The sequence below is a fragment of the Streptomyces sp. NPDC048275 genome, from assembly GCF_040652275.1.
In the GTDB taxonomy this organism is placed as follows: domain Bacteria; phylum Actinomycetota; class Actinomycetes; order Streptomycetales; family Streptomycetaceae; genus Streptomyces.
Genome location: NZ_JBEZLR010000125.1, coordinates 1 through 26,368, shown reverse-complemented (window position 1 = coordinate 26,368; position 26,368 = coordinate 1). Strand labels below are relative to the sequence as shown.

Below are 26,368 nucleotides of genomic sequence, written 5' to 3'. Positions count from 1 at the left end.
ACACGGCAACGCTCGCGATCCCGGCATCCCGGCATGCCCGGGCCACGCGGACAGCGATTTCGCCACGGTTGGCGATGAGCACCTTGCGCACGATGGCTCCCTCCTTGCTGTGTCTTCCCGGGGGACAACCCCCGGACCCCCGGCCGGATCGCCCGGGGCCGGGATCGCGGCGGGTAACCGTGAAGCTGACTCACTAAAACATGCCGAGTTTAGGGACTGCCGACACGACCTTTCGACCCGTCCCCAATGGTGAGCTTGCCCACACGGAGCGTGATTCGAGGCTCGCTCGACCCGCGAGATCCCTTGTCACACCGCGGTAAGCAGGAATCCTTGGCTGAACCCTAGCTCTCCTATGTGGCCAAGGTCTCTGTGAGGCAGTGCTGCGTGGCACAGCGTTTCTTTGTCGAGTCCCTACGAATGGCCCAACGATTCTTTGCCCGCGACCGAACCCTTGTCCCGGGGTTTACCCGTTAGTAGCGTTCAGGATGTCTCGAACGTACTTGGGGTAACAGCACTCGGAAGTGGGTGGGGACCGGTGGTGCGCAGACCGGTGGCGTGGGTGGCGGCGATCGTGCTCTTCGTGGAGGCGATCGGCATCGGGCTGCTTAATTGGTTCCTCGGCGTCGTCGTCGACCGTCAGGACATGTCCCTGGCGGGGCTGGACTCGGACATGATGTCCATCTCGTCGAAGATCGGGGGACTGGTCTTCGGCCTCTACTTCGCGCTGTGCGGCGTCGCCGCCCTGCTCGTCGCGTTGCGCGGCCGCGCCCCGGGGCTCATCGGCCGCATTCTCCTCATCAGCGTCGCCGTGGTGCACGGTCTGCTCGGCGCGTTCACGGTGGGCCTGGTGGGCTGGGGCGCGTTCGCCTTCATGATGGTGGTGCTCGGGCTGATCGTCTTCACGCTGCTGGCGTTCGGCTCCGGCACCGCGCCGGAGAACGGCAACAGCAACGGCAAGGGGGAGAACGGCGACAACGGAGGAGCCGCGGTCACGGCGCCTCCGGCGCCCAGCCCCTCCTGATCATCGGGTTCTTCCGAGGATGCCTCGGCCTTCAGGTCGGGGAGGAATCGGACTCCTGCGGAGCGGGATAAAAACGGGATTTCGCCCCAGGGCGAAACACCGTGCACCTGATCGGGTACGCTGCGTGCTGTGCGTTGCGAGAACCAAGCGCGTACACCGTGCTGATCGAGAGCCAAGACAGCACATGCATCTCCGAGCTTTGCCCTATCAAACCGGGCTGGTTTCAACCCGGCTGGTGTTGATCGTGGAAGACCTGTTGGGCGCTGACCCGCAGGCAGCGTGAGCCAGGAATCCCTCTGCTTTAGCTGGGGGAGGATTCAATTCTCCCGCGGTGTCCACAGCTCCGTGATGCCGACGCCCAGTTCGGCCAGCAGACGGCGCACCAACGGCAGCGAGATACCGATGACGTTGCCGTGGTCGCCGTCGATGCCCTCGACGAACGGGGCCGAGCGGCCGTCGAGCGTGAAGGCCCCGGCGACGTGCAGCGGTTCGCCCGAGGCGACGTACGCGGCGATCTCGGCGTCGGTCGGCTCGCCGAAGCGGACCACGGTGGACGCGGTCGCCGACGCGTAGCGCTTGGCCGCCGTGTCGTAAATGCAGTGGCCCGTCTGGAGAGTCCCGGCCCGGCCGCGCATCGACTTCCAGCGCGCGGTGGCCTCCTCGGCGTCCGCGGGCTTGCCGAGCGCCTCGCCGTCCAGGTCGAGGACCGAGTCGCAGCCGATCACCAGCGCGCCCTGCACCTCCGGCTTCGCGGCCACGACGGAGGCCTTCGCCTCCGCCAGCGCGAGCGCGAGTTCGGCCGGGGTCGGGGCGGTGACGGCGTCCTCGTCGACCCCGCTCACGATCACCTCGGGGTCGAGTCCGGCCTGACGCAGCAGTCCGAGCCGGGCGGGGGACTGCGAGGCGAGCACGAGGCGGCGGAGCGGTTGATCAGTCATGTGGTCAGGGTATCGGCGCGGGTCAAAACCCGTCCCTGCCCGCGGCTCACATCACCCCGAGGACGATCAACGCGAGCAGCACGGCCAGCGCCATGAGAACGCCCAGCCTTCGCAACATGTCCTGCATGTCACGAAGCTCTTTGGGCGGCTCGTTCTCGGGGTCGGACCACAGCATGTCTTCGATCGTGCGGCGCTGAGGGTGCCGGGCGCCTGAGTACGCGTACTCAACTTGCTCGGTGAGGGGAGTGGCGGGCGGATGGTGAGTGCGGGTCGGGTGTGGCCGGCCGCGCCCCCGCGGCGGAGCCGCACATGTCACGGCTCCGCCTCCCGTTGCTAGGCCGGCCAGTAAGTGCGGGTCCATGCTGTCGGGCCCGGCTGGGGGATGTGGTGGGCGGCTATGCGGGACGGGTCGGCCCAGGAGTCCCTGCTTCCGGGCGCGCCGGACGGCGTGGTGGCCGCCGCCGCGGCGCGCACGCGGACCACCGCCAGTGCGGCGGCCAACTCCTCCGGGGTCGGATTGCCCCGTACCACCTTGATCGTCATGTCTGCTCCCAAGGGTCCCAGGGTCTACAGGGTCTACAGGGGGATGTTGCCGTGCTTCTTCGGAGGGAGTGATTCCCGCTTCGTGCGCAGCTGACGCAGCCCCCGTACGACATGGGAGCGGGTGTCGGACGGCATGATCACCGCGTCGATGTAGCCGCGCTCGGCCGCCGTGTACGGATTGAGGAGTGTGTCCTCGTACTCCTGGATCAGACGGGCCCGGGTCGCCTCCTGGTCCTCGGCGGCCGCGATGGTGCGCCGGTGCAGGATGTTCACCGCGCCCTGCGCGCCCATCACCGCGATCTGGGCCGTGGGCCAGGCGAGGTTGAGGTCGGCGCCCAGGTGCTTGGAGCCCATGACGTCGTACGCGCCGCCGAAGGCCTTGCGGGTGATGACCGTGATGAGGGGGACGGTCGCCTCCGCGTAGGCGTAGATCAGCTTGGCGCCGCGGCGGATGATGCCGGTGTGCTCCTGGCCGACGCCCGGAAGGAAGCCGGGCACGTCGACGAAGGTGATGACGGGGACGTTGAAGGCGTCGCAGGTGCGCACGAACCGCGCGGCCTTCTCACTCGCGTCGATGTCCAGACAGCCCGCGAACTGCATCGGCTGGTTGGCGACTATGCCCACGGGGTGGCCCTCGACGCGGCCGAAGCCGGTGAGGATGTTGGGCGCGAACAGCGGCTGCGTCTCGAAGAACTCGGCGTCGTCCAGGATGTGTTCGATCACCGTGTGCATGTCGTACGGCTGATTCGCGCTGTCCGGCACGATCGTGTCCAGCTCGCGGTCCTCGTCCGTCGCCGCGAGGTCCGCCACCTCCGGGAACACCGGCGGCTCACTGAGGTTGTTGGACGGCAGGTACGACAGCAACTGCTTGACGTAGTCGATGGCGTCCTTCTCGTCGCCCGCCATGTGGTGGGCCACGCCGGAGACCGCGTTGTGCGTACGGGCGCCGCCCAGCTCCTCGAAGCCGACGTCCTCGCCCGTCACCGTCTTGATGACGTCGGGACCCGTGATGAACATGTGTGAGGTCTGGTCGACCATGATGGTGAAGTCGGTGATCGCGGGGGAGTACACCGCGCCGCCCGCGCAGGGCCCGACGACCAGGCTGATCTGCGGAATGACGCCCGACGCATGCGTGTTGCGGCGGAAGATCTCGCCGTACATGCCGAGCGCGCTGACGCCCTCCTGGATGCGGGCGCCGCCGGAGTCGTTGATGCCGATGACCGGGCAGCCGGTCTTCAGCGCGAAGTCCATCACCTTCATGATCTTCTGACCGAAGACCTCGCCGAGGGCGCCGCCGAAGACGGTGAAGTCCTGCGAGAACACGGCGATCGGGCGGCCGTCCACCATGCCGTACCCGGTGACGACACCGTCGCCGTAGGGGCGGTTCTGCTCCATGCCGAAGTCGGTCGAGCGGTGCTGCGCGAACTCGTCGAGCTCGACGAACGAGCCCTCGTCGAGGAGCAGTTCGATCCGCTCACGGGCCGTCAACTTGCCCTTGGCGTGCTGCTTTTCGACGGCGCGCTCCGAGCCGGCGTGCGTCGCTTCCTGGACGCGTCGCCGCAAGTCCGCGAGCTTGCCCGCGGTCGTGTGGATGTCGGGGTGGTGCAGCTCTTCCGGCTCGGACATCGGGATGCGGCTCCCTGCCTGCTCAGTGGGGACGTGAGGGGGACGTGCTCGGCTTGCTACTGAGTCGTAGGGTAGTGGCGCCGATACGGTTCGGCAGTGCGGCGTTTACCACACCTAGTGTGGGTTGCATGACGCCACGAGATGCATCAGACGCCAACGACAAGTCGAACGACCGTGCCAACGAAAGTCGGTGGTCCGACCTCGACCGTCCGCCGCTCAACGCCACCGCCCTGCGCCGGGCGCTGGTGCGGGACGGTGGGCACGGGGGCCTGTGGTGCGACATCGAGGTCGTGGCCAGTACCGGATCCACCAACAGTGACCTGGTCGAGCTGGCCGTTTCCGGGCAAGCCGAAGAAGGGGCCGTCCTCGTCGCCGAGGAGCAGAACGCCGGACGGGGGCGCCTGGACCGGCAGTGGACGGCGCCCGCCCGCTCGGGCCTCTTCTTCTCCGTCCTGCTGAAGCCCACCGGGGTCCCCGTCGAGCGCTGGGGTTGGCTGCCGCTGCTCACCGGGGTCGCGGTGGCGACGGCCCTGTCCCGGGTGGCGGGCGTCGACACGGCACTCAAGTGGCCCAACGACCTGCTGGTGACCGTGGACGGCCAGGAACGCAAGGCCGGCGGAATCCTCGCCGAGCGCGCCGGGACCGACGCGGTCGTCGTCGGCATCGGCATCAATGTCACCCTGCGCGACGACGAACTCCCCGTGCCCGGGGCGGCCTCCCTCGCCCTCGCGGGAGCGACGACCACGGACCGTGACACCGTGCTGCGGGCCGTTCTCCGATCTCTGGAGCAGTGGTACGAGAAGTGGCGCGCCGTCGCCGGCGACCCGGCCGCGTCCGGCCTCCAGGAGACATACGCCGCCGGGTGCGCGACGCTCGGAAGGGTGGTGCGTGCCGAACTGCCGGGCGGCACGTCGATCACCGGGGAGGCGGTGGCCGTCGACGGGGACGGGCGCCTGGTCCTGGCCACGGAGGAGGGCGTGCAGCAGCCGGTGGGAGCGGGCGACATCGTCCATCTGCGGCCGGCCTGAGCCGAGGACGCGGGCGAACCGTACTCAGCGGTGGGGCCGGGGATCCGATCGCGAGGTCGGGCCTCGGTCGGACGTACGAGTCAGGAGTGAGCCAGCGCACACCTGCCGTAGAGTTGAGCGCGGTCGATACCTGACCATGGCAGATCGGAAGGGCAGCAGGCGTGACCGTCGACGACACGGGCTCCGGCACGGGTGCGCACCCCGCCCCCGACGGTGAGCCGGGGCGTACCGGCGGGTCGGTCACCGACCCGGCGCGCGCACAGGTCGACACGAACGGGCGGGGGGACGCGCACGGCGACGGGGCCGAAGCGCCGGACCGGGGCGGTGCGCCGGACCGGAGCGAGGTTCAGGGCAGGGCCGAGGCGCCGGATCGGGGCGATACTCAGGGCACGGTCGAGGTTCAGGGTCGGGTGGACGGGCGGAGTCGGCTGGACGCGCAGAACGCCGAGGACGGCGAGAACGGCGGCGATCCCCTCGCTCTGCGCCTCGAACAGCTCATCCTCGGCGCCGAGCGCCGCTACACCCCCTTCCAGGCCGCCCGCAGCGCGGGTGTCTCCATGGAACTGGCCTCCCGTTTCTGGCGTGCCATGGGCTTCGCCGACATCGGCCAGGCCAAGGCGCTCACGGAGGCCGACGTCCTCGCCCTGCGCCGGCTGGCCGGTCTCGTCGAGGCGGGTCTGCTGAGCGAGGCGATGGCGGTCCAGGTCGCCCGGTCCACCGGACAGACCACCGCCCGCCTGGCCGAGTGGCAGATCGACTCCTTCCTGGAGGGCCTGACCGAGCCCCCGGAACCCGGGATGACGCGCACCGAGGTGACGTATCCCCTGATCGAACTGCTCCTGCCCGAGCTGGAGGAGTTCATCGTCTACGTCTGGCGGCGCCAGCTCGCCGCCGCGACCGGCCGGGTCGTGCAGGCGGCGGACGACGAGGAGATGGTCGACCGCCGCCTCGCCGTCGGCTTCGCGGACCTGGTCGGCTTCACGCGTCTGACGCGCCGGATGGAGGAGGAGGAACTCGGCGAACTGGTCGAGGCCTTCGAGACCACGGCCGCGGACCTGGTGGCCGCGCTCGGGGGTCGCCTCATCAAGACCCTCGGCGACGAGGTGCTGTACGCCGCGGACGACGCCGGTGTCGCCGCCGAGATCGCCCTGCGTCTCATCGAGACGATGGCCAACGACGAGACGATGCCGGAGCTGCGCGTCGGCATCGCCTTCGGCACGGTGACGACGCGTATGGGCGATGTCTTCGGTACGACGGTGAACCTCGCCTCGCGTCTTACGTCGATAGCGCCACGGGATGCCGTCCTGGTGGACGGTGCGTTCGCGGAGGAACTGATCCGCACCGGCGACGCCCCCGTCTCCGAGGCGGAGGCCGCCGAAGCCGCGGCCGCCGCGGAGAAGGAGGGCGAGGAGCCGCCCACCTACCGTTTCGCACTTCAGCCGATGTGGCAGCGCCCGGTCCGTGGTCTCGGCGTGGTCGAACCGTGGCTGCTGGCCCGCCGGGACGACGAGCCCTAACGGGGACCGGTCGGCGCCGTCAGGTCGTTCACGCAGATTCCGACGACCGGCACGCACAGGCCCGGGGTGTCGGTCGTGCCGCTCGGGGGCGGGGTCGGGGTCGTAGAGGGTGGCGGTTGCTGGGCGGGGGTGCTCGCGGCCGGTGGTGGTACGGGCTGTGAGGGTGCGGGGGCGGTGGGGATGCCGGTCGTCGTGTCCGGCGCACCGGCGCGGGACGACGGGATCGCCGCGGGCGGTGTCGTCCGCGATGCGGGTGCAGCGGAGCCTACGGGCCCTGTCGGGGCTGCGGTTCCTGCCGGTGCGAGGCTCGCGCCGGCCGTCGGGGGCGCGGTCGTCCCGTCGCTGGACGTGGGGCGCGCGGAGGGCACGGCCCAGACGGTCGGCTCGGTGTCGACCGCCTCGTCCGTAAGGACCCTCGCGCTCGACTTCGCCTCCGCGTTCCCACCGCCTCCGACCACCGAATCCGGCGCCATCCGCACCAGGCTCAACGCCCCCGCGGCCAGCGCGAGCCCGCCCACGGCGAAGAGCGTCCGACGGGGACGGGGCCTGCGGTGCCGCCCCCGGGCGGGGCGGTCGCGGAGGGGCTCGGCAGCGGGGCCGGCGGAACCGGGTCCGGCCCCCACCGACCGCGCCCCGGCGGCCGTGGGCTCCGGTGACGTGCCGCGTGCCGGTGCTGCCTCGGGGCGTGGGGTCCTTGAGGGATCCGCCTGGGCCCTCGTCGTCCTCGACGCGGTCGCTGTCCTGCCGTTCGTCATGGTCGCTCCTCCCCGGTGTGCCGACGCCCCCGGTGCGCTGTGGCGGTGCGCAGGTTATGTCTCCTTTGGTGGTGTGGGACGGGAGTTGGGCGGGATGTCACTCGAACGGGGAGGCGCGGGCGAGAGAGCGGGTTTCGCCGGGCGGTGTCGGCTGCGATGATCGGGGCGTCGGAAGTTAACCCACGTTAACCGGGAGGGTGTCATGGCGGAGCAAGGGGACGAGCGGCGGTTCGGGGAGTTCGTCGTCGTACGGCGGCACGGTCATGTCGCGGAGCTCGCCCTCGACCGGCCGAAGGCCATGAACGCCGTGTCCACGGACATGGCCCGCTCCCTCGCCGGCGCCTGCGCGGCGCTCGCCGCCGACCGTGACGTACGGGTGGTCGTGCTGACATCCACCCATGAGCGGGCCTTCTGCGTCGGCGCCGACCTGAAGGAGCGCAACTCCTTGACCGACGCCGAGCTGGTGCGGCAACGACCCGTCGCGCGGGCCGCGTACACCGGAGTCCTGGAGCTGCCGATGCCGACCGTCGCCGCCGTGCACGGCTTCGCGCTCGGCGGTGGATTCGAGCTCGCGCTGTCCTGCGACCTGATCGTGGCGGACCGTACGGCGGTGGTCGGGCTGCCCGAGGTGTCGGTCGGGGTGATTCCCGGCGGGGGAGGTACGCAGTTGCTGCCGCGGCGGGTCGGGGCGGCCCGCGCGGCCGAGCTGATCTTCTCCGCGCGGCGGCTGGAGGCGGACGAGGCGCGGGAGTTGGGCCTCGTCGACGACCTCGTGGACGAGGGTCAGGACCGTGCGCAAGCCCTCGCTCTCGCCACCCGCATCGCCGCCAACTCCCCCGTCGGTCTGCGTGCCGCCAAGCGCGCGCTGCGGCTCGGGCACGGCCTCGATCTGCGGGCGGGCCTGGAGGTCGAGGATGCCGCCTGGCGGTCCGTCGCCTTCTCCGGTGACCGGGCCGAGGGGGTTGCCGCGTTCAACGAGAAGCGCAAGCCGCAGTGGCCGGGGGAGTAGAGCTCAGGGTGCCGCCGAGCCTGTACGGCCACTCGGACCCCTGCTCGCCCCACTGATGTCCCAAATCTATGCGAATGTCCCTAGCCTGGAGTGATGGGTGAGGACAGACGGCTGACAGCCGTGGTGGAGCTGGCGCAGGGGATGGCGTCGGCGCACACCCCGCGCGAGTCCTGGCGGGCCGCGGCGCTCGGCGCCTGCCACGCGCTCGCCGGGAACTTCGCCGCGCTCTCCGTGTGGGAGCGCGAACTCGGCCGGCTGCGGGTCCTGGCGAACGTGGGCGAACGCGCGCCGGACGAGGAGGAGTTCCCGGACGGGGAGGCCTACCCCGTGCACCAGTTCCCGGAGATCACCGAGTTTCTGCACGAGCGCTGGGCGGGTGGCGGCGGGCCGAACGCCTGGGTGGAGACCGCCGACGGCCTGGCGGGGGGCCGCGCGGGCTACTGCCATCAGCGCGTCGCCGCCCTGCGCAGGCGCGGTCGCGGGTGCTGTGTGGTCGCCCCCATCGTGCTGCACGGGCGCGCCTGGGGCGAGCTGTATGTGGCCCGACCGGCCAAGGCTCCCGTCTTCGACCGGGGCGACGCCGACTTCGCGACCGTCCTGGCCTCCGTCGTCGCCGCCGGGATCGCCCAGTCGGAGCGCCTGGAGGAGGCGCGGCGCCTCGCGTTCACCGACGCCCTCACCGGGCTCGCCAACCGCCGCGCCGTGGACGTACGCCTCGACGAGGCCATCGAACGGCACCGGACGGAAGGGGCTGTGGTCAGTCTCGTCGTCTGTGACCTCAACGGCCTCAAGCATGTGAACGACACCCAGGGGCACGAGGTCGGCGACCGGCTCCTCGAGCGGTTCGGGTCCGTGCTGTCGCTGTGCGGGGCGATGCTCCCGGGCGCCCTGGCCGCCCGGCTCGGCGGTGACGAGTTCTGCCTGCTCGCGGTCGGGCCTGCGGTGGCCGAGGTGGTCCGCATCGCCGATGAACTCTGCCGTCGCGCCGCCGAGTTGGAACTGGGTGAGGGGGTGGCGTGCGGGGTCGCCTCCACGGAGGGCCCGATCGGGCCGGTGCGCTCGGCGCGCCGGCTCTTCCGGCTGGCCGACGCCGCCCAGTATCGCGCCAAGGCCGTACGCGCGGCCGGGCCCGTCGTCGCCGGGGCCGAGGGGCCCGACGATCCGGTCGTACGCCTCGCCGACGCACCGTCCCCGGCCAAGGGGGAGCGCCGCCGCTTCAGGGGGCGTCACGAGCAGCGCCGCCCGTGACCCTGCGCCGTACGTCCGAGTGTCTGTGAGGTGCGTCGAAGTAAGGGGCAAACAGGCCACCCACTAGTGACATCATCGAATTCACTGCGTACGCTCCTGAATATGGATATGCACACTGTGGTGGTGGGGACGTACGGGGTCACCGCGTCCGACGTTCTCGCCGTGGCGCGCGACGGCGCCCGGATCGAGCTCTCCGACGAGGCGGTGGCCGCCCTCGCGGCGGCCCGCGAGATCGTGGACGCGCTGGCCGCGAAGCCGGAGCCGGTGTACGGCGTCTCCACCGGCTTCGGAGCCCTCGCGACCCGGCACATCAGCCCGGAACTGCGTGCCCAGTTGCAGCGCAACATCGTCCGCTCGCACGCCGCCGGGATGGGCCCGCGGGTCGAGCGCGAGGTCGTCCGCGCGCTGATGTTCCTGCGGCTCAAGACCGTCTGCTCCGGACACACGGGCGTGCGGCCCCAGGTCGCGCAGACCATGGCGGACATCCTCAACGCCGGGATCACCCCGGTCGTCCACGAGTTCGGCTCGCTCGGCTGCTCCGGCGACCTGGCCCCCTTGTCCCACTGCGCCCTGACGCTCATGGGTGAGGGTGACGCGGAGGGTCCCGACGGCGTCGTACGACCGGCCGGTGAACTCCTCGCCGCGCACGGCATCACCCCCGTCGAATTGCGCGAGAAGGAAGGCCTCGCCCTCCTCAACGGCACCGACGGCATGCTCGGCATGCTCGTCATGGCCCTCGCCGACCTCGAGACGCTCTACAAGTCGGCCGACGTCACGGCGGCGCTGTCGCTGGAGGCGCTGCTCGGCACGGACCGGGTCCTCGCGCCCGAACTGCACGCCATCCGTCCGCACCCCGGCCAGGGCGCCAGCGCCGCCAACATGCTGGCCGTGCTGAAGGGTTCGGGCCTGACCGGACACCACCAGGACGACGCCCCGCGTGTCCAGGACGCCTACTCCGTACGCTGCGCCCCGCAGGTCGCCGGCGCCGGACGCGACACCCTCGCGCACGCCCGCACGGTCGCCGAGCGCGAACTCGCCTCCGCCGTCGACAACCCGCTCGTGCTGCCCGACGGCCGCGTCGAGTCGAACGGCAACTTCCATGGCGCCCCGGTGGCCTACGTCCTCGACTTCCTCGCCATCGCGGCCGCCGACCTCGGCTCCATCGCCGAGCGCCGCACCGACCGCCTCCTCGACAAGAACCGCTCGCACGGCCTGCCGCCGTTCCTCGCGGACGACGCCGGCGTCGACTCGGGCCTGATGATCGCCCAGTACACGCAGGCGGCCCTGGTGAGCGAGATGAAGCGGCTGGCCGTACCGGCGTCGGCGGACTCCATCCCCTCCTCCGCCATGCAGGAGGACCACGTCTCCATGGGCTGGTCGGCCGCCCGCAAGCTGCGCACCGCCGTGGACAACCTCACCCGCATCGTCGCGATCGAGCTGTATGCCGCCACCCGTGCGATCGAACTGCGCGAGGGCCTGACCCCGGCCCCCGCGTCGCAGGCGGTCATCGAGGCCGTCCGCGCGGCCGGCGTGCAAGGCCCGGGCCCGGACCGCTTCCTCTCCCCGGACCTGGAGGCGGCGGACGCCTTCGTGCGGGGCGGACGTGTGGTGGCGGCCGTGGAACCGGTGACAGGGCCGTTGCTGTAGAGGCCAGGGACAGGCCTGTTGTCTGTACGCTACGGGGGGTGCCGTCGGTCTGACGGTGCCCCCGACGCGTGGCAGAGTGTGCTACCGTCTCATTGATACGTTTTTGGTACCCATTTACTTTGTGCGCCTGATCGGAATCCTCCGCAGGCGCGTTTTGTTTTACCGGCATCTCCGGATGGGGCCCTTACCTATTCAGGAGAGAACATGGCTACCGGCACCGTGAAGTGGTTCAACGCGGAAAAGGGCTTCGGCTTCATCGAGCAGGACGGCGGCGGCCCCGACGTCTTCGCCCACTACTCCAACATCGCCAGCTCCGGCTTCCGTGAGCTGCTGGAGGGCCAGAAGGTCTCGTTCGACGTCGCGCAGGGCCAGAAGGGCCTGCAGGCGGAGAACATCGTCCCCGCCTGATTCGGGACGCGCTTTTCCAGAGCCGGGGCCCGCACCTTGGGGTGCGGACCCCGGCTCGCGCTGTGCGTGCAGTCCGTGGGGCCCAGGAAGGAAATCCAGATCCAGCATGACTCGATCCGAACGTCCCGTCCGTAAGCGGCCGGCACTCGCACGCGGCGCCCAGACCGGCGGCTCCGCGAAGAACACCGGCCGCGGCGGCGGCCGTGGCACGGGCAAGGGCCCGGCCCGCAAGGTCGTGGCTCCACAGGAGTTCTCCCTGCCCGAGACCATCACTCCGGCGCTGCCCGCCGTCGACTCGTTCGACGCACTGGACATGCCGGCCGCCCTCACCAAGACCCTCGCGTCCCAGGGCGTCACCGAGCCCTTCCCGATCCAGGGCGCGACCCTGCCCAACTCCCTCGCCGGACGCGACGTCCTCGGCCGCGGCCGCACCGGCTCCGGCAAGACGCTCGCCTTCGGGCTCGCCCTCCTTGCCCGCACCGCGGGCCGCCGGGCCGAACCCAGGTCGCCGCTCGCGCTGGTCCTGGTGCCCACGCGCGAGCTCGCGCAGCAGGTCAACGACGCGCTGACGCCGTACGCGACCGCCGTCAACCTGCGCGTGGCCACGGCCGTCGGCGGGATGTCGATCAGCCGTCAGGCCGGGACGTTGCGCCGTGGCGCCGAGGTCCTGGTGGCCACCCCCGGGCGGCTGAAGGACCTCATCGAGCGGGGCGACTGCGCGCTCGACCGCGTGGCGATCACCGTCCTCGACGAGGCCGACCAGATGGCCGACATGGGCTTCATGCCGCAGGTCACGGCGCTGCTCCAGCAGGTCGAGCCGGACGGGCAGCGGCTGCTCTTCTCGGCCACCCTCGACAAGAACATCGACCGGCTGGTGCGGATGTTCCTGACGGATCCCGTGGTCCACTCCGTCGACCCGTCGGCGGGCGCGGTCACCACCATGGAGCACCACGTGCTGCATGTCGCCGACGAGACCGACAAGAAGGCCGTGGCGCTGCGAATCGCGGCGCGCGACGGCCGTGTCATCCTCTTCGTCGACACCAAGCGGGGCGCCGACCGGTTCACCAAGCGGCTGCTCGCCAACGGTGTACGGGCCTCCGCGCTGCACGGCGGGCGCAGCCAGCCGCAGCGCAACCGAACCCTCGACCAGTTCAAGACCGGTCAGGTCACCGCACTGGTCGCCACCAACGTGGCGGCCCGCGGCATCCACATCGACGACCTCGACCTCGTGGTCAACGTCGACCCGCCGACCGACCACAAGGACTACCTGCACCGCGGCGGACGCACCGCCCGGGCCGGTGAGTCCGGCAGCGTCGTCACCCTCGTACTGCCCGAGCAGCGGCGGGAGATGACCCGGCTGATGGCGGACGCCGGCATCACGCCGCGCAGCGCCCGGATCAAGTCCAGCGACGAGGAACTGAGCCGCCTCACCGGCGCCCGCGAGCCCTCCGGGGTCCCGGTCGTCATCGAGGTGCCCCAGCCCGCCGAACAGCCGAAGCAGCGGCCCAGGTCGCGGCCCCGGACCGGGGGCGGGGCGAGGCGCCCCGCGGGTTCGGGTACGGAGTCACAGGGGCGTCAGCCGCAGCGCGGGCGTCGCGGCGCCGCGGGCGGCGCGACGAGCGGTACGGGCGGTGGCGACGGCGCCGGCCGTCGTACCGACTCCGGTGGCGGTACGAGTGCGGGCGCCGGTCGTCCGGGTGGTCGCGGGCGGGCGCCGCAGCGTCGTACGGAGCGTGGTGGACAGGGCGGCGGCGGACGCCGCGCTGCGTAGGCGCTCCGCTGCGTAGGTGCTCCGCTGGGGTCGGGGGTTCACTGCGGCTGGGTCGTGGTTGCTCGCGCCCACGCGGCGGAGCCGCACGATGTCACGGACCCGCGCCCCTTTGGGGGGCGCGGGGTTGCTACCGGGTCAGTCGTCGAAGTTGCCCAGGAATCCGGTGTCGAGCGAGTCGAGTTCGAGGACCATGTTCCTGTGGAGGCCGAGGAGTTCGCTCATGGGGAGTGCTCGGCGGCGGGCGGCCGGGAGGTCGCGGCGATTGTCGGCCGTCCAGAGGTAGGGGACGAACGTGATCCCGTGGTCGGCCGGCAGAGGGCCCGTCTCGGCGCGCCAGCCGGGCCAGCGCAGGTTGTCGTAGAGCTGCTCGCTGCCGCCGTCCAGGAGAAACCAGTTGAGCCAGGTCTCGTAGCCCGCCTCGAGGGCCTCGAAGCGCAGGGCGTCCGGCGCGAAGTACAGCATCTCGCCGGGAGCGCCGGGGCGGCCCGCCGCCTTCGGGTCGTTCCCGTTGCGGATGAACGCTCCGCCCAGGGCGTCATGGGCGACGACGATCCCGCCGTCCGGTTGCCACGCCGGGTCGAACCGCGCGGGGAGTCGGTTGACTTCCGCGAGGGAGGGCAGCCCCGGGGGGCCCACGGCGGGGCTGCCGTAGATGCGCAGCCATCCGCTGTCCAGCAGCACCCCGCCGCAGTTGAGCGCGAAGGCGCCGAGCCAGGAGCGCTCGGTGAGCCGGAGTTGGAGCAGGGTCGAGTGGCCCTGCGCCGGGTCCACCGGAAGCACCTCCATGGACACCCTGCTCGTGGAGATCGCTTGGGAGACGAGGGGCCAGGCGGGTTCCTCGACATCGGACAGCTCGGTCAGGTCTGGCATGGGGGTATCCCGTGGGTTCCGGGCCGGGGTGTCGCGCTCAGAAGGCCGCCGTGCGCTCCCGGCGCACCGAGTAGGTCACAAAGCATGCGCCGAGGCCGAGGAAGAGGGTTCCGCCGACGACGTACGGCGTCGTGTTGACGCTTCCGGTGTCGGCGAGCCGGGTCTGGTCGTCGCTCGACTCGTCGGCGGCCTGTACCGCGGTGCTCGTCGTCGAGGACGTGACCGTTGTGGCGTCGGCGGCCGTGCTGTTCGACGTCGAGACGTACTGTTTGGGCTCTTCCGGAGTCGCGTTGGCGGACGGGACGAACCACAGGGCCCCCAGGAGGGTCCCCGCTGCGGTGGCGGTCAGCAACGAGCGACGTGCGGCGGACACGTAATATCGATCCCCTTGTGGCGCTGGCGAATTGGCCGTGTGGGCCGATGCTAATGAAAGTCGCGGGTCGCGGGAAAGTCGCGGGAGCTACGGGCCGTACGCTCCGTCCCATGAGTACTCCTGAGACATCACTGTTTGTCCGGCTTCGCGTGGAGCTGGTCGTGGAAGTCGACAACGCGGGCGCCGTCACCCAGGCCGCGCTGCGGCGCATCGCGTCCGACGCCGACATGCCGGCCGACGAGCGGGCCCATGCCGAGAGTGCAGTGACGGAAGACACTGCCGAAGCCCTCGCGTTTCTCGTAGACCCGTTCGACCTGGTCAGCGAGGTGCCCGGGATCGAACTCGCGCAGGCGTCATGGAGCAGCGAGTCGATCGACTACGACCCCGATTCGCCGGAATGGGACCTCGACGACGATGATGACAACGAGGACGACGACGAGGAAGTCGGGGTCGGCTGAGGCGCCTTGGGGAAATCTTGACCTCGGGTGGCAACCGCCGCCCGGGGTTTTCTCGTCTCAGGCGACGCACTGACCACTTCCGCACCACCAGTCGTCACAGCGGATCGGTCCACCCGATCGGTTCCGTCGATCCGGTTACCCGGTTGACCGACGTGGTGTGCCCCACACATCCGGGAGATGTGGAACGGGACGAACCGGTCGTAGCGTTGGTTGTTCCTACGGGGCACTCGTGGTTCTTGGTTATTCGGCAACGATGGAGAAGCGTGTGATGACGGACAGTAAGCGGCGCAGGGGCCTGATGGCCGCGTCCGCACTGCTCGGCGGGGTGCTGGTGCTCTCTGCGTGCAGCGGAGACGGAAGCAAGGCCAGCGCCTCGGAGGGCGAAGCCGGGGAGTCGCAGGCCCAGGTCGACGAGGCGGCGGCCAAGAAGACCTCCGAGGCTCAGATCAAGATCACGCCGGCGGACGGCTCCGACAACGCCTCCATCAACAACGCCGCCGCGGTCACCGTGAGCAAGGGCACGCTCACGTCCGTCGACATGACGACCGCGGACGGCACCGCCGTCTCCGGTGAGATATCCGCCGACAAGAAGAGCTGGAAGCCCACCGGTCAGCTCGAGCGCTCCACCACGTACAAGATCGCCGCCGAGGCCAACGACTCCAAGGGCCGCACCGCCCACGAGAACGCGTCGTTCACCACGGTCTCCCCGGCCAACAGCTTCATCGGCAACTTCACGCCGGAGGACGGCTCCACCGTCGGCGTCGGCATGCCGGTCTCGATCAACTTCGACAAGGCGATCACGAACAAGGCCGACGTGCAGAAGGGGATCACCGTCTCCTCCAGCAGCGGCCAGGAGGTCGTCGGCCACTGGTTCAACGCCAACCGCCTGGACTTTCGCCCCGAGGACTACTGGACCGGCGGTTCCACCGTCACCCTCAAGCTGAACCTCGACGGTGTCCAGGGCGCGAGCGGTGTCTACGGCGTGCAGCAGAAGACGGTCACCTTCAAGATCGGCCGCAACCAGGTCTCGATCGTCGACGCCAAGACCAAGACCATGAAGATCACCCAGGACGGCAAGACCGTCAAGACCATCCCGATCTCCGCGGGCTCCCCGGAGAACACCACGTACGAGGGCCAGATGGTGATCTCCGAGAAGTTCAAGGAGACCCGGATGAACGGCGCGACGGTCGGCTTCACGGACGACGACGGCAAGGGCGAGTACGACATCAAGGACGTACCGCACGCGATGCGTCTGTCGACCTCCGGCACGTTCATCCACGGCAACTACTGGGGCGCCAAGTCCGTCTTCGGCAGTGTCAACACCAGCCACGGCTGTGTGGGTCTGTCCGACACCAAGGGAGCCAACGACCCGAACACCGAGGCCGCCTGGTTCTACAACAACTCGATCATCGGCGATGTCGTGGTGGTGCAGAACACCGGCGACAAGACCATCGCCCCGGACAACGGCCTCAACGGCTGGAACCTGGACTGGGCCGCCTGGAAGGCCGGTTCGGCGGCCTGACAGCTCTTGCTCCCCGATGGCGGCGGCTCCCTGTGCAGGGGGGCCGCCGCTTTCGCGTTTCGCAGGTCACTATGTGGAGCACAGGGTTCCGGGCTCACGCACAGCTCAACTGCCCACTGATCCACAGCCTTCTCATCATTCTCTTATCCTGGCCTTATCCCTCCATCACGCGGCGTACCTAGCTTGCCGCCATGTTCTTCACCTACCTGAGGCGCGAACTGCGCCGCCGCAGGAAGGCGGCGCTCGTCGTCGCCTCCGGACTCGCCCTGGGCATCGCCCTGGTCATCGTGGTCAACTCCGTGTCGTCCGGCATGGAGAAGGCGCAGGGCAAGGTCCTCCAGTCGCTCTACGGACTGGGTACGGACATGACGGTCACCAAGGCGGCGGCGCCCACGACGAGCACGAGTGAGCGCCCGCGCTTCAACTTCGACGCCCAGGACAGCGACTCCGACGCGGAGCAGAGCAGCGACCGCGTCATGGTCCAGGGCTTCCAGACCCTGGCTTCCTCCACGGTCTCCAAGGTCGACTCCCAGCAGGGCGTCGCGGACTCCGTCGGCGGGCTGAGCCTCCAAGTCATCCGGGTCAACGGCCAGTTCACGCGGGGTCAGTTCCAGCAGGACGAGAACGGCGGCCAGCAGAACGGCCAGGGCGGCCCCGGCGGGGGCGGTCAGGCCTCGCCCGAGGGCCGGGTGCAGGGCGGTGGCGCCAACTTCGACGTCAACAACTACTCCGTCTACGGCACCGACGTCACCAAGCCCGCGCTGGGCCCGCTGACCTCCTCGAAGATCACCAGCGGCCGTACGTTCAAGACGTCCGAGACGAACACCAAGGTCGTCGTCGCCGACAAGTCGTACGCCAAGGAGAAGAAGCTCAAGGTCGGCTCCACCGTCACCATCAAGAGCGTCAAGTTCAAGGTGATCGGCATCGCGACGCCCGACAGCGGTGACGCGGCGGCCAACCTCTACATCCCGCTCAAGCAGGCGCAGACGCTCAGCGACTCCAAGAACAAGGTCACCACGATCTACGTCAAGGCGTCCGACTCGCAGCAGATCTCCAGCGTCAAGAGCACCATCCAGAAGAACATCTCGGGTACCACCGTCACCACTTCCGCGGACCTCGCGGACACCGTCTCCGGCTCCCTGTCGACCGCCTCCGACCTCGCCTCGAACGTCGGCAAGTGGCTGTCGATCGCGGTGCTCGTGGCCGCCTTCCTGGTGGCGGGCCTGCTCACTTCTTCGGCCGTCTCCCGGCGCGTGCGCGAGTTCGGCACCCTCAAGGCGCTCGGCTGGAAGTCGAGCCGGGTGACCCGCCAGGTCGTCGGTGAGGCCATCGTCAACGGTCTGGTCGGCGGCGCCCTCGGCATCGCACTCGGCCTGGCCGGCGCGTTCGTCGTCACCGAGATCAGCCCCTCCCTGCAGGCGGAGCTGGCGAGTTCGGGCGGTGGCCCCGGTGGAGGCGGCGGCCCCGGTGGCGGTGGCCCCGGTGGTGGCGGCGGCTTCGGCGGTCCCGCCCAGCAGTCCGCGTCCTCGGCCCTCAACGTCGCGCTCACCGCGCCCGTCAGCCTCAACACCATCATCGTCGCGGTCGGCCTCGCCGTCGCCGGCGGTCTGATCGCCGGTGCCTTCGGCGGCTGGCGCGCCTCCCGGCTGCGGCCCGCGGACGCCCTGCGCCGCGTCGAATAGGCCAAGCCCCTCACGTAATCCAGGAGTTGCACGATGTACGAACTCAGAGGCGTCACCAAGCGCTATACGCGGGGCAAGGAGACGGTCGACGCGCTCGCCGGGGTCGATCTGACCATCGCGGACGGCGACCGGCTCGTCATCCAGGGGCCCACCGGTGGCGGAAAGTCCACCCTTCTGCAGATGCTCGGCGGACTCGACCGGCCCACCGGCGGCAGCATCGAACTCGACGGTACAGATATGGCAAAGCTGTCCGAGGCGAAGCTCACCAAGGTGCGCAGCGAGAACATCGGATTCGTCTTCCAGAGCTTCAACCTCATTCCCACGCTCACCGCTCAGGAGAACGTGGAGACCGCTCTCGTCCCCCTCGGTGTGAAGACGAAGGAGCGGCGGCAACGGGCCGCCGAGGCACTGGAGTCGGTGGGCCTCGCCGAGCGGCTCGGGCACCTGCCCGCCGAGCTCTCCGGCGGGCAGCAGCAGCGCGTCGCCATCGCCCGCGCCCTGGTCAAGCAGCCGAAGGTGCTGCTCGCCGACGAACCGACCGGCAACCTCGACGAGTCCATGCGCGACGAGATCATGGACGTACTGGAGACCATGTGGAAGGAGCGCGGGCTCACTTTCATCATGGTCACGCACGATTCCTCGATCGCGAAGAAGGCCCCGCGGCTTGCGACGATTCGCAAGGGAAAGATTTCGGTCAAGGAGAACGCGGGGGCATAAAGGAGTACATAAGGGGGAGTGCGGGAGCGTAGCGGAACAACTCCGTCAACTCTTTACATCCGCCCCGCTATTGAGGGGTCGTACACCCCCCGGCATACTGACGTATCCGGGGGGTGTACGTGCATGTGTACGGAGCTTCCCCCGGCCGGATGAATGGGGAATTCGTTCGGACCTGAGCTCCAGGGGGAGACTTGCGTAAACAAGTGAAAAGAGCGTGCGCGGCGACCATCGCCACGGCGGCTGCCGTGGCTCTGGCGGCGGGAATGACCAACCCGGCGGCGGCGAAGGCGGAGCACGCGAGCAGCGCTTCAACGGGTGCGAAGACGGCTGGTATCACGGCCAAGCACCGCATCACACTGATCACCGGTGACCGGGTGGTCGTCGACGCCAAGGGGCGCGTCGTCGGCTTCGAGCGGGCCAAGGGCCGTGAGGGCGTACCCGTCCAGGTGCGCAAGGCCGACGGCCACACCCTCGTGGTGCCGGCCGACGCGCAGGCGCTCATAGCCGGCGGCAAGCTGGACCGGCGGCTCTTCGACATCACCGAGCTGAACAAGGCGGCGACCCGCAAGGCCCAGAAGCAGGGCCTGAAAGTGATCGTCGGCTACCAAGGAGCCGCGACGGCCGCCAAGGCCGACGTCCGCGAGGCGGGCAACCTCCGCAGGAGCCTGAAGTCCCTGAACGCGGATGCGGTGCAGACGCCGAAGCAGGACACGGCCGAGCTGTGGTCCGCGGTCACCAACGGCGCACGGACGGCCTCCGGTATCGCGCACGTCTGGCTGGACGGCGTCCGAAAGGCCAGCCTCGACAAGTCCGTGCCGCAGATCGGCGCCCCGAAGGCGTGGGCGGCCGGGTACGACGGCAAGGGCGTCAAGATCGCCGTCCTGGACACCGGAGTCGACGCGACCCACGCGGACCTCAAGGACCAGGTGGTCGAGTCCAAGAACTTCTCCACCGCCGCCGACACGATCGACCGCGTCGGCCACGGTACGCACGTCGCGTCCATCGCGGCGGGCACCGGCGCCAAGTCGAACGGCAAGTACAAGGGTGTCGCGCCGGGCGCGAAGATCCTCAACGGCAAGGTCCTGGACGACACCGGCTCCGGTGACGACTCCGGCATCCTCGCGGGCATGGAGTGGGCCGCCGAGCAGGGCGCCGACATCGTCAACCTGAGCCTGGGCGGCGCCGACACCCCGGACATCGACCCGCTCGAGGCCCAGGTCAACAAGCTCTCCGAAGAGAAGGGCATCCTCTTCGCGATCGCCGCCGGCAACGACGGCCAGTTCGGCGAGCAGACCGTCGGCTCCCCGGGCAGCGCGGCCGACGCGCTCACCGTGGGCGCCGTCGACGACAACGACAAGCTGGCGTCCTTCTCCAGCCGCGGCCCCGGCCTCGACGGCGCCATCAAGCCCGACGTCACCGCACCCGGCGTGAACATCACGGCCGCCGCGGCGCCGGGCAGCGCCATCGCCCAGGAAGTCGGCGAGAAGCCCGCGGGCTACCTGTCCATTTCGGGTACGTCGATGGCGACCCCGCATGTCGCGGGTGCCGCGGCGATCCTCAAGCAGCAGCACCCGGACTGGTCGTTCGCCGAGCTCAAGGGCGCGCTGACGAGCTCGGCGAAGGGCGGCGCGTACACGCCGTTCCAGCAGGGTTCGGGACGGATCGCCGTCGACAAGGCGATCAAGCAGACCGTGATCGCCGACCCGAACTCGGTCAGCTTCCCGATCGCGCAGTGGCCGCACACCGACGACAAGCCGGTGACCGAGCAGCTCACCTACCGCAACCTCGGCACCACCGACGTCACCCTGACCCTCGCGATCTCCGCGACCAACCCCAAGGGCCAGGCGGCTCCCGCGGGCTTCTTCACGCTCGGCGCCAAGACGGTCACCGTACCGGCGGGCGGCAAGGCCTCCGTCGACGTGACCACGAACTCGAAGCTCGGTGGCACGGTCGACGGCGCGTACTCGGCGTACGTGACGGCGACGGGCGGCGGCCAGACCGTGCGGACGGCGGCAGCCGTCGAGCGCGAGGTGGAGTCGTACGACGTCACCTTGAAGTACATCAACCGTGCCGGTGAGACGCCGACCCATCTCACCGACCTGATCGCGTTCTCCGGTATCGCCAGCGGCCGGGACTTCGCGTCGATGAGCACGGCGGACAGCGTGACCCTGCGGGTGCCCAAGGGCGACTACCTGCTCGACGAGCTGTCGGTGAAGGACCTCGTCACGGCCAAGGGCGGGGTCGACTGGCTGGTCCGGCCCAAGCTGAGCGTCACCAAGGACACCACGGTGACCCTCGACGCCCGGACCGCCAAGGGCGCCGACATCACGGTGCCGGACGCCGGGGCGCAGCCGCTGTCCGCGGTGGTCTCGTACATGTACGACCCGGCGGGCATCGGTCTGGGCGTAGGCCTGGCCTCCTTCCAGGACGTGCGCGTGGCACACGTCGGTCCGGCGGTCTCCTCCGGTCTGTCGCAGAGCTGGTCCGGGGCGTGGGCCAAGGGCACGGCCGCCGAGTACGACATCTTCACCGGCGGCAAGGTCACCAAGCTCCAGGGCGCGAAGGTCAAGCACTACAAGGCGAGCGAACTGGCCAAGGTGAAGGCCAACTTGGGGGCCTCGGCCTCCGGTAAGACGGGCGCGGTCACCGCGTACGCCGTCCTGCCCGAGGACTTCTCCTTCGGCGTCGGGGTCGCCCAGAAGATCCCGAGCTCGCGCACGCTGTACCTGTCGACCGGGCAGCAGGTCCAGTGGCTGCTCGACTTCGAGCAGTACGCGGGCATCGACGCCGACGGGTTCCCGATCATCGACGCGTACTACACGCTCGACGCGGAGCAGACCTTCAAGGCGGGCCAGAGCTACACGAGGACGTTCAACAAGGCCGTCTTCGGCCCGAGGATCAACTCGGACTACGGTGTGTTCCGTGAGGGCAACAACCTCTACGGCTCCCTGCCGCTGTTCGCCGACGGCAGCACCCACGCCGGGTCCTCGCTGTTCAGCTCGGTGACGACCACGCTGTACCGCAACGGCGCGAAGGTCGGCTCGAACGACGATCCGCTCTTCGGGGAGAAGGCGTTCAAGGTGCCGGCCGCCGAGGCCCAGTACAAGCTCACCACCTCGGTCAAGCGCACCGTGAAGGTCGCCGCGGCCTCCACGCGCATCGACGCCAGCTGGACCTTCAAGTCCAAGAAGGCCGACTTCGCGAAGCTGCCCACCTCCACGGTCCGCTTCAACGCCGCGACGGGCCTCGACAGCCGCGTCGAGGCCGGCAAGAAGGTCACGGTCCCGGTCACCGTCCAGGGCTCGGCCGCGGGCAAGAACCTCAAGTCGCTGTACGTCTACGTCTCGTACGACTACGGCAAGACCTGGACCAAGCTCAACGTCAAGAACGGCAAGATCACGGTGAAGAACCCGGCGAAGGGTAAGGGAATCTCCTTCCACGCCAAGATCACCGACAAGAAGGGCAACAAGTCGACGATCTCGATCTACAACGCGTACTACGGGAAGTAGTCCTCTAGTCCTCTGTACGCGAGCGGCCTGTCCGGGACGTCGAGTCCCGGGCGGGCCGCCCCTGATGGCCGCCTCCATCATGGTCATGGCCTTCCCTGACGCGCCGCCGCTGGTCTACACCGAGGCGTTCTACAGCGGGGACACCATCGACGATCCGGCCCTCGTGAAGCAGTACCGCAAGGCATGCGATCGGCTCAGGGCCGTCGCGCTGTCACCGGAGGCGTCCCTGGCCGTGATCGAGGCGGCGGCAGAGGATTACCGAAATGGCAAGTAACCGGATCGACTTGAGTGACGCGCTCTGGATCAAGAGCAGCTACAGCAACGGTGACGGCGGGGAGTGCGTCGAGGTGGCCGACAACTTCCCCGGCCTCGTCCCCGTACGTGACTCCAAGGCGCCCGACGGTCCCGCCCTCATTCTCGGGGCCCGGGCCTGGGCGCCGTTCGTCGCCGCGCTCAAGGGCGACCGCCGACACCTCTGAGCCGGGCCACCTCAAAACCGTGAACACTTTCCACCAAAGTGTTCACGGTTTCCGAGAAGGGTCCCCGGCAGAGGACTCGCCGACGACATCCACGTGGCTGGGACGGTTCGGCCGTGATTGTCTGGCCCGCATGACGACTCAGACGGTCGAGTACATCCGCTACCGCATCCCTGAGCAGCACTCCGCGGAGTTCCTCGCGGCCTTCACGAGGGCGGCCCGGCAGCTGGCCGCGGCTCCGCAATGCGTCGACTACGAACTGACGCGCTGTGAGCAGGACTTCGAGCACTTCATCCTGCGGGTCACCTGGACGTCGACGGAGGACCATGTCGTCGGCTTCCGGCAATCCGAACTCTTCACGGACTTCCACGCCGAGGTCCGCGCGTACATCCCGTACATCGAGGAGATGCGCCACTACAAGCCGACGGCGGTACGCGGCTCGGGCGCGTCCGTGCCCACGCTCTACGCCTGGGCGGGCGGCGCCGAGGCCTTCACCCGGCTGACCGAGGTGTTCTACGACAAGGTCCACAAGGACGAGGTCCTCGCGCCGGTGTTCGAGGGGCTCGCGCCCGAGCACGCGTTGCATGTGGCCCTCTGGCTGGGGGAGGTCTTCGGCGGGCCGCCCGCCTACTCCGAAACGCAGGGCGGGCACGGCCACATGGTCGCCAAGCACTTCGGCAAGAACATCACGGAGGTGCAGCGGCGACGCTGGGTGAACCTCCTCCAGGACGCGGCGGACGAGGCTGACTTGCCCACCGACGCCGAGTTCCGCTCCGCGTTCCTCGCCTACGCGGAGTGGGGTACGAGGCTGGCCGTGTACTTCTCCGGGCCGGACGCGGTGACTCCGGGCGAGCAGCCGGTGCCGAAGTGGACGTGGGGTGCGGCACCGCCGTATCGGCCGTGACCCCGCCAGGCGCGGGGCGTCACCCTGCGTGGCGGCGCCCCGGGCTCGGCACGAGCTTGTCCCCGACCGTGAAATCGACGTTGGGGTGCCGTTCAAGCCGACGGTGCCGACGTGCCGGTCCCCGCCCTGGTCGCGTCCGTCCCCCAGCTGGCCAGCAACCGCAGCGCATCCGCCGAAGCGGACCCCGGCTCCGCGTGATACGTGACCAGCACCTGCTCACTGTCGTCGGGCAGCCGGAACGACTCGAACTGAAGGGCGAGGTCACCCACCAGCGGATGCCGCAGCCGCTTGACGCCGTGGCTCTTCTCCTTCACGTCGTGCGTGGCCCACAACCGCCGGAAGTCCTTGCTCTTCACGGACAGTTCGCCGACGAGCGCGGACAGCTGGGGATCGTCGGGGTGACATCCCGCGTCCATGCGCAGAAGGCACACGATGTCGATCGCCTTCTGCTCCCATTCCACGAACAGATCGTGGTACTCGGGCTTGAGGAACACCATCCGCGCCCAGTTCCGCTCCGGCGGCGTCAGCTCCGACCAGTCACCGAACACGGCCGCGGCCATCCGGTTCCAGACGAGAACGTCCGAGCGCCGCCCGGTGATGTACGCGGGGATGCCGTCGAAGGTGTCCAGCAGCTGCCGCAAGGCACCCCGCACCTGCTGCGGCCGAGCCGTCTGCTTCTTCTTGTGCTGCTTGGGCTTCGCGAGGTGCGTGAGATGCGCGTGCTCGGCGGCCGTGAGCCGCAGCGCCCGCGCGATCGCGTCGAGCACCTCGGTCGACACATTCCGTCCGTTGCCCTGTTCGAGGCGCGTGTAGTACGCGACGGACACCCCGGCCAGCTGCGCCAGCTCCTCGCGGCGCAGCCCCGGCACCCGGCGGTGCCGGCCGAAGTCCGGCAGCCCGACGTCCTCCGGCTTCAGCCGGGCCCGGCGGGTGCGCAGGAACTCGCTGAGCTCGGCACGCCGGTCCAGGGGCTGCCCGGGCCCGGCTTCCGCCGCGACGCCCTGGGAGGGTTGTTCGTCCATACGTCCAGTATTCACGGTCGTACGTCGGTGAGCCTGACCCCGCCAGTAGTAGGACCAGCGAACGTACGCAAAGCCGTGACCTGGGTGAATGCCGTGCGGTGCGGCAGGCTGGATGCTGTGCCCGGCCGAAGGCAGCCGGGCACGGCACATGACCACTCCTGAGGAGATCCCCCCGGCATGACCACTGTTGCTGCGTACGCCGCTCCCGCCGCCAAGGCTCCGCTGGAGCGCACCACCATCGAGCGCCGCCCGGTCGGCGAGTTCGACGTCCTGATCGACATCAAGTTCGCCGGTATCTGTCACTCGGACATCCACCAGGCCCGCGAGGGCTGGGGCGAGGCCATCTTCCCGATGGTGCCGGGCCACGAGATCGCCGGCATCGTCTCCGAGGTCGGCCCCGGCGTCACCAAGTTCCAGGTCGGCGACCGTGTGGGCGTCGGCTGCATGGTCGACTCCTGCCGTGAATGCGACAACTGCAAGGCCGGCCTGGAGCAGTACTGCGTCAAGGGCAACGTCGGCACGTACAACGCCCTCGACAAGAACGGTGAGCCCACCTACGGCGGCTACTCCCAGCAGATCGTCGTCGACGAGAACTACACCGTCCGTATCCCCGAGGGCCTGTCCCTCGACGTGGCCGCACCGCTGCTGTGCGCCGGCATCACCACGTACTCCCCGCTCAAGCACTGGAACGCCGGCCCCGGCAAGAAGGTCGCGATTCTCGGCATGGGCGGCCTCGGCCACATGGGCGTCAAGATCGCGCATGCGCTCGGCGCCGAGGTGACCGTGCTCTCGCAGTCCCTGCGCAAGCAGGAGGACGGGCTGAAGCTCGGCGCCGACCACTACTACGCCACCAGCGACCCGAAGACCTTCGAGGAGCTGCGCGGCACGTTCGACCTGATCCTGTCCACGGTCTCGGCCCCGCTGGACCTGGACACCTTCCTGTCGCTGCTCAAGTCGGACGGCGCCTTCGTGAACGTGGGCGCCCCCGAGGAGCCCGTCGCGCTCAACCTGTTCTCGGTCATCATGGGCCGCAAGACCCTGGCCGGCTCCGGCATCGGCGGCATCCAGGAGACCCAGGAGATGCTCGACTTCTGCGCGGAGCACGGCTTCGGCGCCGAGATCGAACTGATCGGCGCGTCCGAGATCAACGACGCGTACGAGCGGGTGCTGGCGAGCGACGTCCGCTACCGCTTCGTGATCGACACTGCCACGATCTGATCCCTGGGTGAGTGGTGTGGGGCGCCGGCCGGTCGTACGACCGGCCCCGAGACCGTCGAGGGTGTGACCGCGCTGGACCGTGACGCCCTTGTTCGGGACGTCGCAG

General features: G+C 69.6%; 25 protein-coding genes and 1 pseudogene. 17 read left to right on the top strand and 9 right to left on the bottom strand.

The genetic code is table 11. The features are described 5' to 3' along the window. A partial coding sequence (locus AB0D57_RS42140; protein WP_308427085.1) for a biotin carboxylase N-terminal domain-containing protein occupies positions 1-91 on the bottom strand: 91 nt, incomplete at its 3' end. Positions 92-535: 444 nt separating this feature from the next. On the opposite strand from AB0D57_RS42140, the gene AB0D57_RS42135 reads away from it, so the two are divergent. Then, the gene (locus tag AB0D57_RS42135; RefSeq protein WP_362086575.1) at positions 536-1,021 is read left to right on the top strand and encodes a hypothetical protein; all 486 of its coding nucleotides are present in this window, start codon (positions 536-538) and stop codon (positions 1,019-1,021) included. A 317-nt stretch (positions 1,022-1,338) separates the two neighbouring features. On the opposite strand, the gene AB0D57_RS42130 is transcribed toward AB0D57_RS42135, so the two are convergent. The 4 genes from AB0D57_RS42130 to AB0D57_RS42115 all read right to left on the bottom strand — a co-directional run bounded on the left by AB0D57_RS42130 (position 1,339) and on the right by AB0D57_RS42115 (position 4,128). Beyond that, the gene (locus tag AB0D57_RS42130; protein WP_362086572.1) at positions 1,339-1,959 is read right to left on the bottom strand and encodes a nucleoside triphosphate pyrophosphatase; all 621 of its coding nucleotides are present in this window, start codon (positions 1,957-1,959) and stop codon (positions 1,339-1,341) included. Positions 1,960-2,005: 46 nt separating this feature from the next. Further along, a complete protein-coding gene (locus AB0D57_RS42125) occupies positions 2,006-2,134 on the bottom strand; it encodes a hypothetical protein (RefSeq protein ID WP_362086569.1) in 129 nt (42 codons plus the stop codon). A 158-nt stretch (positions 2,135-2,292) separates the two neighbouring features. After that, positions 2,293-2,502 (bottom strand): acyl-CoA carboxylase epsilon subunit, encoded by a 210-nt coding sequence (locus tag AB0D57_RS42120; protein WP_362086566.1) that lies wholly within the window; start codon positions 2,500-2,502, stop codon positions 2,293-2,295. Between the two features lie 33 nt (positions 2,503-2,535). After that, positions 2,536-4,128 (bottom strand): acyl-CoA carboxylase subunit beta, encoded by a 1,593-nt coding sequence (locus AB0D57_RS42115; RefSeq protein WP_362086563.1) that lies wholly within the window; start codon positions 4,126-4,128, stop codon positions 2,536-2,538. Between the two features lie 128 nt (positions 4,129-4,256). Here AB0D57_RS42115 and AB0D57_RS42110 point away from each other — a divergent pair, with 128 nt between their 5' ends. Together AB0D57_RS42110 and AB0D57_RS42105 are read left to right on the top strand one after the other, a co-directional pair. After that, complete coding sequence (locus tag AB0D57_RS42110; RefSeq protein ID WP_362086560.1) at positions 4,257-5,156, top strand: biotin--[acetyl-CoA-carboxylase] ligase; 900 nt, start codon at positions 4,257-4,259, stop codon at positions 5,154-5,156. A 410-nt stretch (positions 5,157-5,566) separates the two neighbouring features. Then, positions 5,567-6,673, top strand: a complete 1,107-nt coding sequence (locus AB0D57_RS42105; protein ID WP_362086581.1) for an adenylate/guanylate cyclase domain-containing protein — start codon at positions 5,567-5,569, stop codon at positions 6,671-6,673. On the opposite strand, the gene AB0D57_RS42100 is transcribed toward AB0D57_RS42105, so the two are convergent. Continuing rightward, on the bottom strand, positions 6,670-7,428 hold the full coding sequence (locus AB0D57_RS42100) for a hypothetical protein (protein ID WP_362086557.1): 759 nt from the start codon (positions 7,426-7,428) through the stop codon (positions 6,670-6,672). The genes AB0D57_RS42105 and AB0D57_RS42100 overlap by 4 nt on opposite strands. 202 nt (positions 7,429-7,630) lie before the next feature. Between AB0D57_RS42100 and AB0D57_RS42095 the strand changes: the two genes are divergently transcribed. The 5 genes from AB0D57_RS42095 to AB0D57_RS42075 all read left to right on the top strand — a co-directional run bounded on the left by AB0D57_RS42095 (position 7,631) and on the right by AB0D57_RS42075 (position 13,511). After that, positions 7,631-8,437, top strand: coding sequence for an enoyl-CoA hydratase-related protein (locus AB0D57_RS42095; RefSeq protein WP_362086554.1), 807 nt, complete (start codon positions 7,631-7,633; stop codon positions 8,435-8,437). 93 nt (positions 8,438-8,530) lie between these two features. Then, positions 8,531-9,685 carry a sensor domain-containing diguanylate cyclase gene (locus AB0D57_RS42090; RefSeq protein ID WP_362086551.1) on the top strand — a complete coding sequence of 385 codons (1,155 nt, stop codon included), beginning with the start codon at positions 8,531-8,533 and terminating at the stop codon, positions 9,683-9,685. A gap of 108 nt (positions 9,686-9,793) precedes the next feature. Further along, positions 9,794-11,332, top strand: a complete 1,539-nt coding sequence (gene hutH, locus AB0D57_RS42085; protein ID WP_362086578.1) for a histidine ammonia-lyase — start codon at positions 9,794-9,796, stop codon at positions 11,330-11,332. Between the two features lie 204 nt (positions 11,333-11,536). Then, complete coding sequence (locus AB0D57_RS42080; protein WP_266455269.1) at positions 11,537-11,740, top strand: cold-shock protein; 204 nt, start codon at positions 11,537-11,539, stop codon at positions 11,738-11,740. A gap of 106 nt (positions 11,741-11,846) precedes the next feature. After that, positions 11,847-13,511, top strand: a complete 1,665-nt coding sequence (locus tag AB0D57_RS42075; RefSeq protein ID WP_362086547.1) for a DEAD/DEAH box helicase — start codon at positions 11,847-11,849, stop codon at positions 13,509-13,511. 135 nt (positions 13,512-13,646) lie between these two features. Here the strand turns inward: AB0D57_RS42075 and AB0D57_RS42070 are convergent, their stop codons facing one another. Beyond that, positions 13,647-14,381: a DUF2625 family protein gene (locus AB0D57_RS42070; protein WP_362086544.1), complete on the bottom strand. Its 735-nt coding sequence runs from the start codon at positions 14,379-14,381 to the stop codon at positions 13,647-13,649. Between the two features lie 37 nt (positions 14,382-14,418). Beyond that, entirely contained in the window at positions 14,419-14,754 is a 336-nt protein-coding gene (locus AB0D57_RS42065; RefSeq protein ID WP_362086541.1) for a hypothetical protein, read from the bottom strand. Positions 14,755-14,864: 110 nt separating this feature from the next. Here AB0D57_RS42065 and AB0D57_RS42060 point away from each other — a divergent pair, with 110 nt between their 5' ends. From AB0D57_RS42060 to AB0D57_RS42025, 8 genes and pseudogenes are all read left to right on the top strand, one after another. After that, positions 14,865-15,212, top strand: coding sequence for a hypothetical protein (locus tag AB0D57_RS42060; protein WP_362086538.1), 348 nt, complete (start codon positions 14,865-14,867; stop codon positions 15,210-15,212). A gap of 268 nt (positions 15,213-15,480) precedes the next feature. Then, complete coding sequence (locus AB0D57_RS42055; protein WP_362086535.1) at positions 15,481-16,734, top strand: Ig-like domain-containing protein; 1,254 nt, start codon at positions 15,481-15,483, stop codon at positions 16,732-16,734. Between the two features lie 191 nt (positions 16,735-16,925). After that, positions 16,926-18,416 (top strand): ABC transporter permease, encoded by a 1,491-nt coding sequence (locus tag AB0D57_RS42050; RefSeq protein ID WP_362086531.1) that lies wholly within the window; start codon positions 16,926-16,928, stop codon positions 18,414-18,416. Positions 18,417-18,449: 33 nt separating this feature from the next. After that, positions 18,450-19,133, top strand: a complete 684-nt coding sequence (locus AB0D57_RS42045) for an ABC transporter ATP-binding protein (protein ID WP_362086528.1) — start codon at positions 18,450-18,452, stop codon at positions 19,131-19,133. A gap of 203 nt (positions 19,134-19,336) precedes the next feature. Then, the gene (locus AB0D57_RS42040) at positions 19,337-22,642 is read left to right on the top strand and encodes a S8 family peptidase (RefSeq protein ID WP_362086525.1); all 3,306 of its coding nucleotides are present in this window, start codon (positions 19,337-19,339) and stop codon (positions 22,640-22,642) included. A 58-nt stretch (positions 22,643-22,700) separates the two neighbouring features. After that, positions 22,701-22,916: pseudogene (locus AB0D57_RS42035) on the top strand (Scr1 family TA system antitoxin-like transcriptional regulator); the annotation flags it as partial. Then, on the top strand, positions 22,906-23,121 hold the full coding sequence (locus tag AB0D57_RS42030; protein WP_362086522.1) for a DUF397 domain-containing protein: 216 nt from the start codon (positions 22,906-22,908) through the stop codon (positions 23,119-23,121). The pseudogene AB0D57_RS42035 and the gene AB0D57_RS42030, both read left to right, overlap by 11 nt. A gap of 130 nt (positions 23,122-23,251) precedes the next feature. Continuing rightward, positions 23,252-24,022, top strand: coding sequence for an antibiotic biosynthesis monooxygenase (locus AB0D57_RS42025; protein WP_362086519.1), 771 nt, complete (start codon positions 23,252-23,254; stop codon positions 24,020-24,022). Positions 24,023-24,114: 92 nt separating this feature from the next. Here AB0D57_RS42025 and AB0D57_RS42020 read toward each other — a convergent pair whose 3' ends face one another. Further along, positions 24,115-25,044 carry a helix-turn-helix transcriptional regulator gene (locus AB0D57_RS42020; RefSeq protein WP_362086516.1) on the bottom strand — a complete coding sequence of 310 codons (930 nt, stop codon included), beginning with the start codon at positions 25,042-25,044 and terminating at the stop codon, positions 24,115-24,117. Between the two features lie 177 nt (positions 25,045-25,221). Here AB0D57_RS42020 and AB0D57_RS42015 point away from each other — a divergent pair, with 177 nt between their 5' ends. Beyond that, positions 25,222-26,262, top strand: coding sequence for an NAD(P)-dependent alcohol dehydrogenase (locus tag AB0D57_RS42015; RefSeq protein ID WP_362086513.1), 1,041 nt, complete (start codon positions 25,222-25,224; stop codon positions 26,260-26,262). The last annotated feature ends 106 nt before the right edge of the window (positions 26,263-26,368 follow it).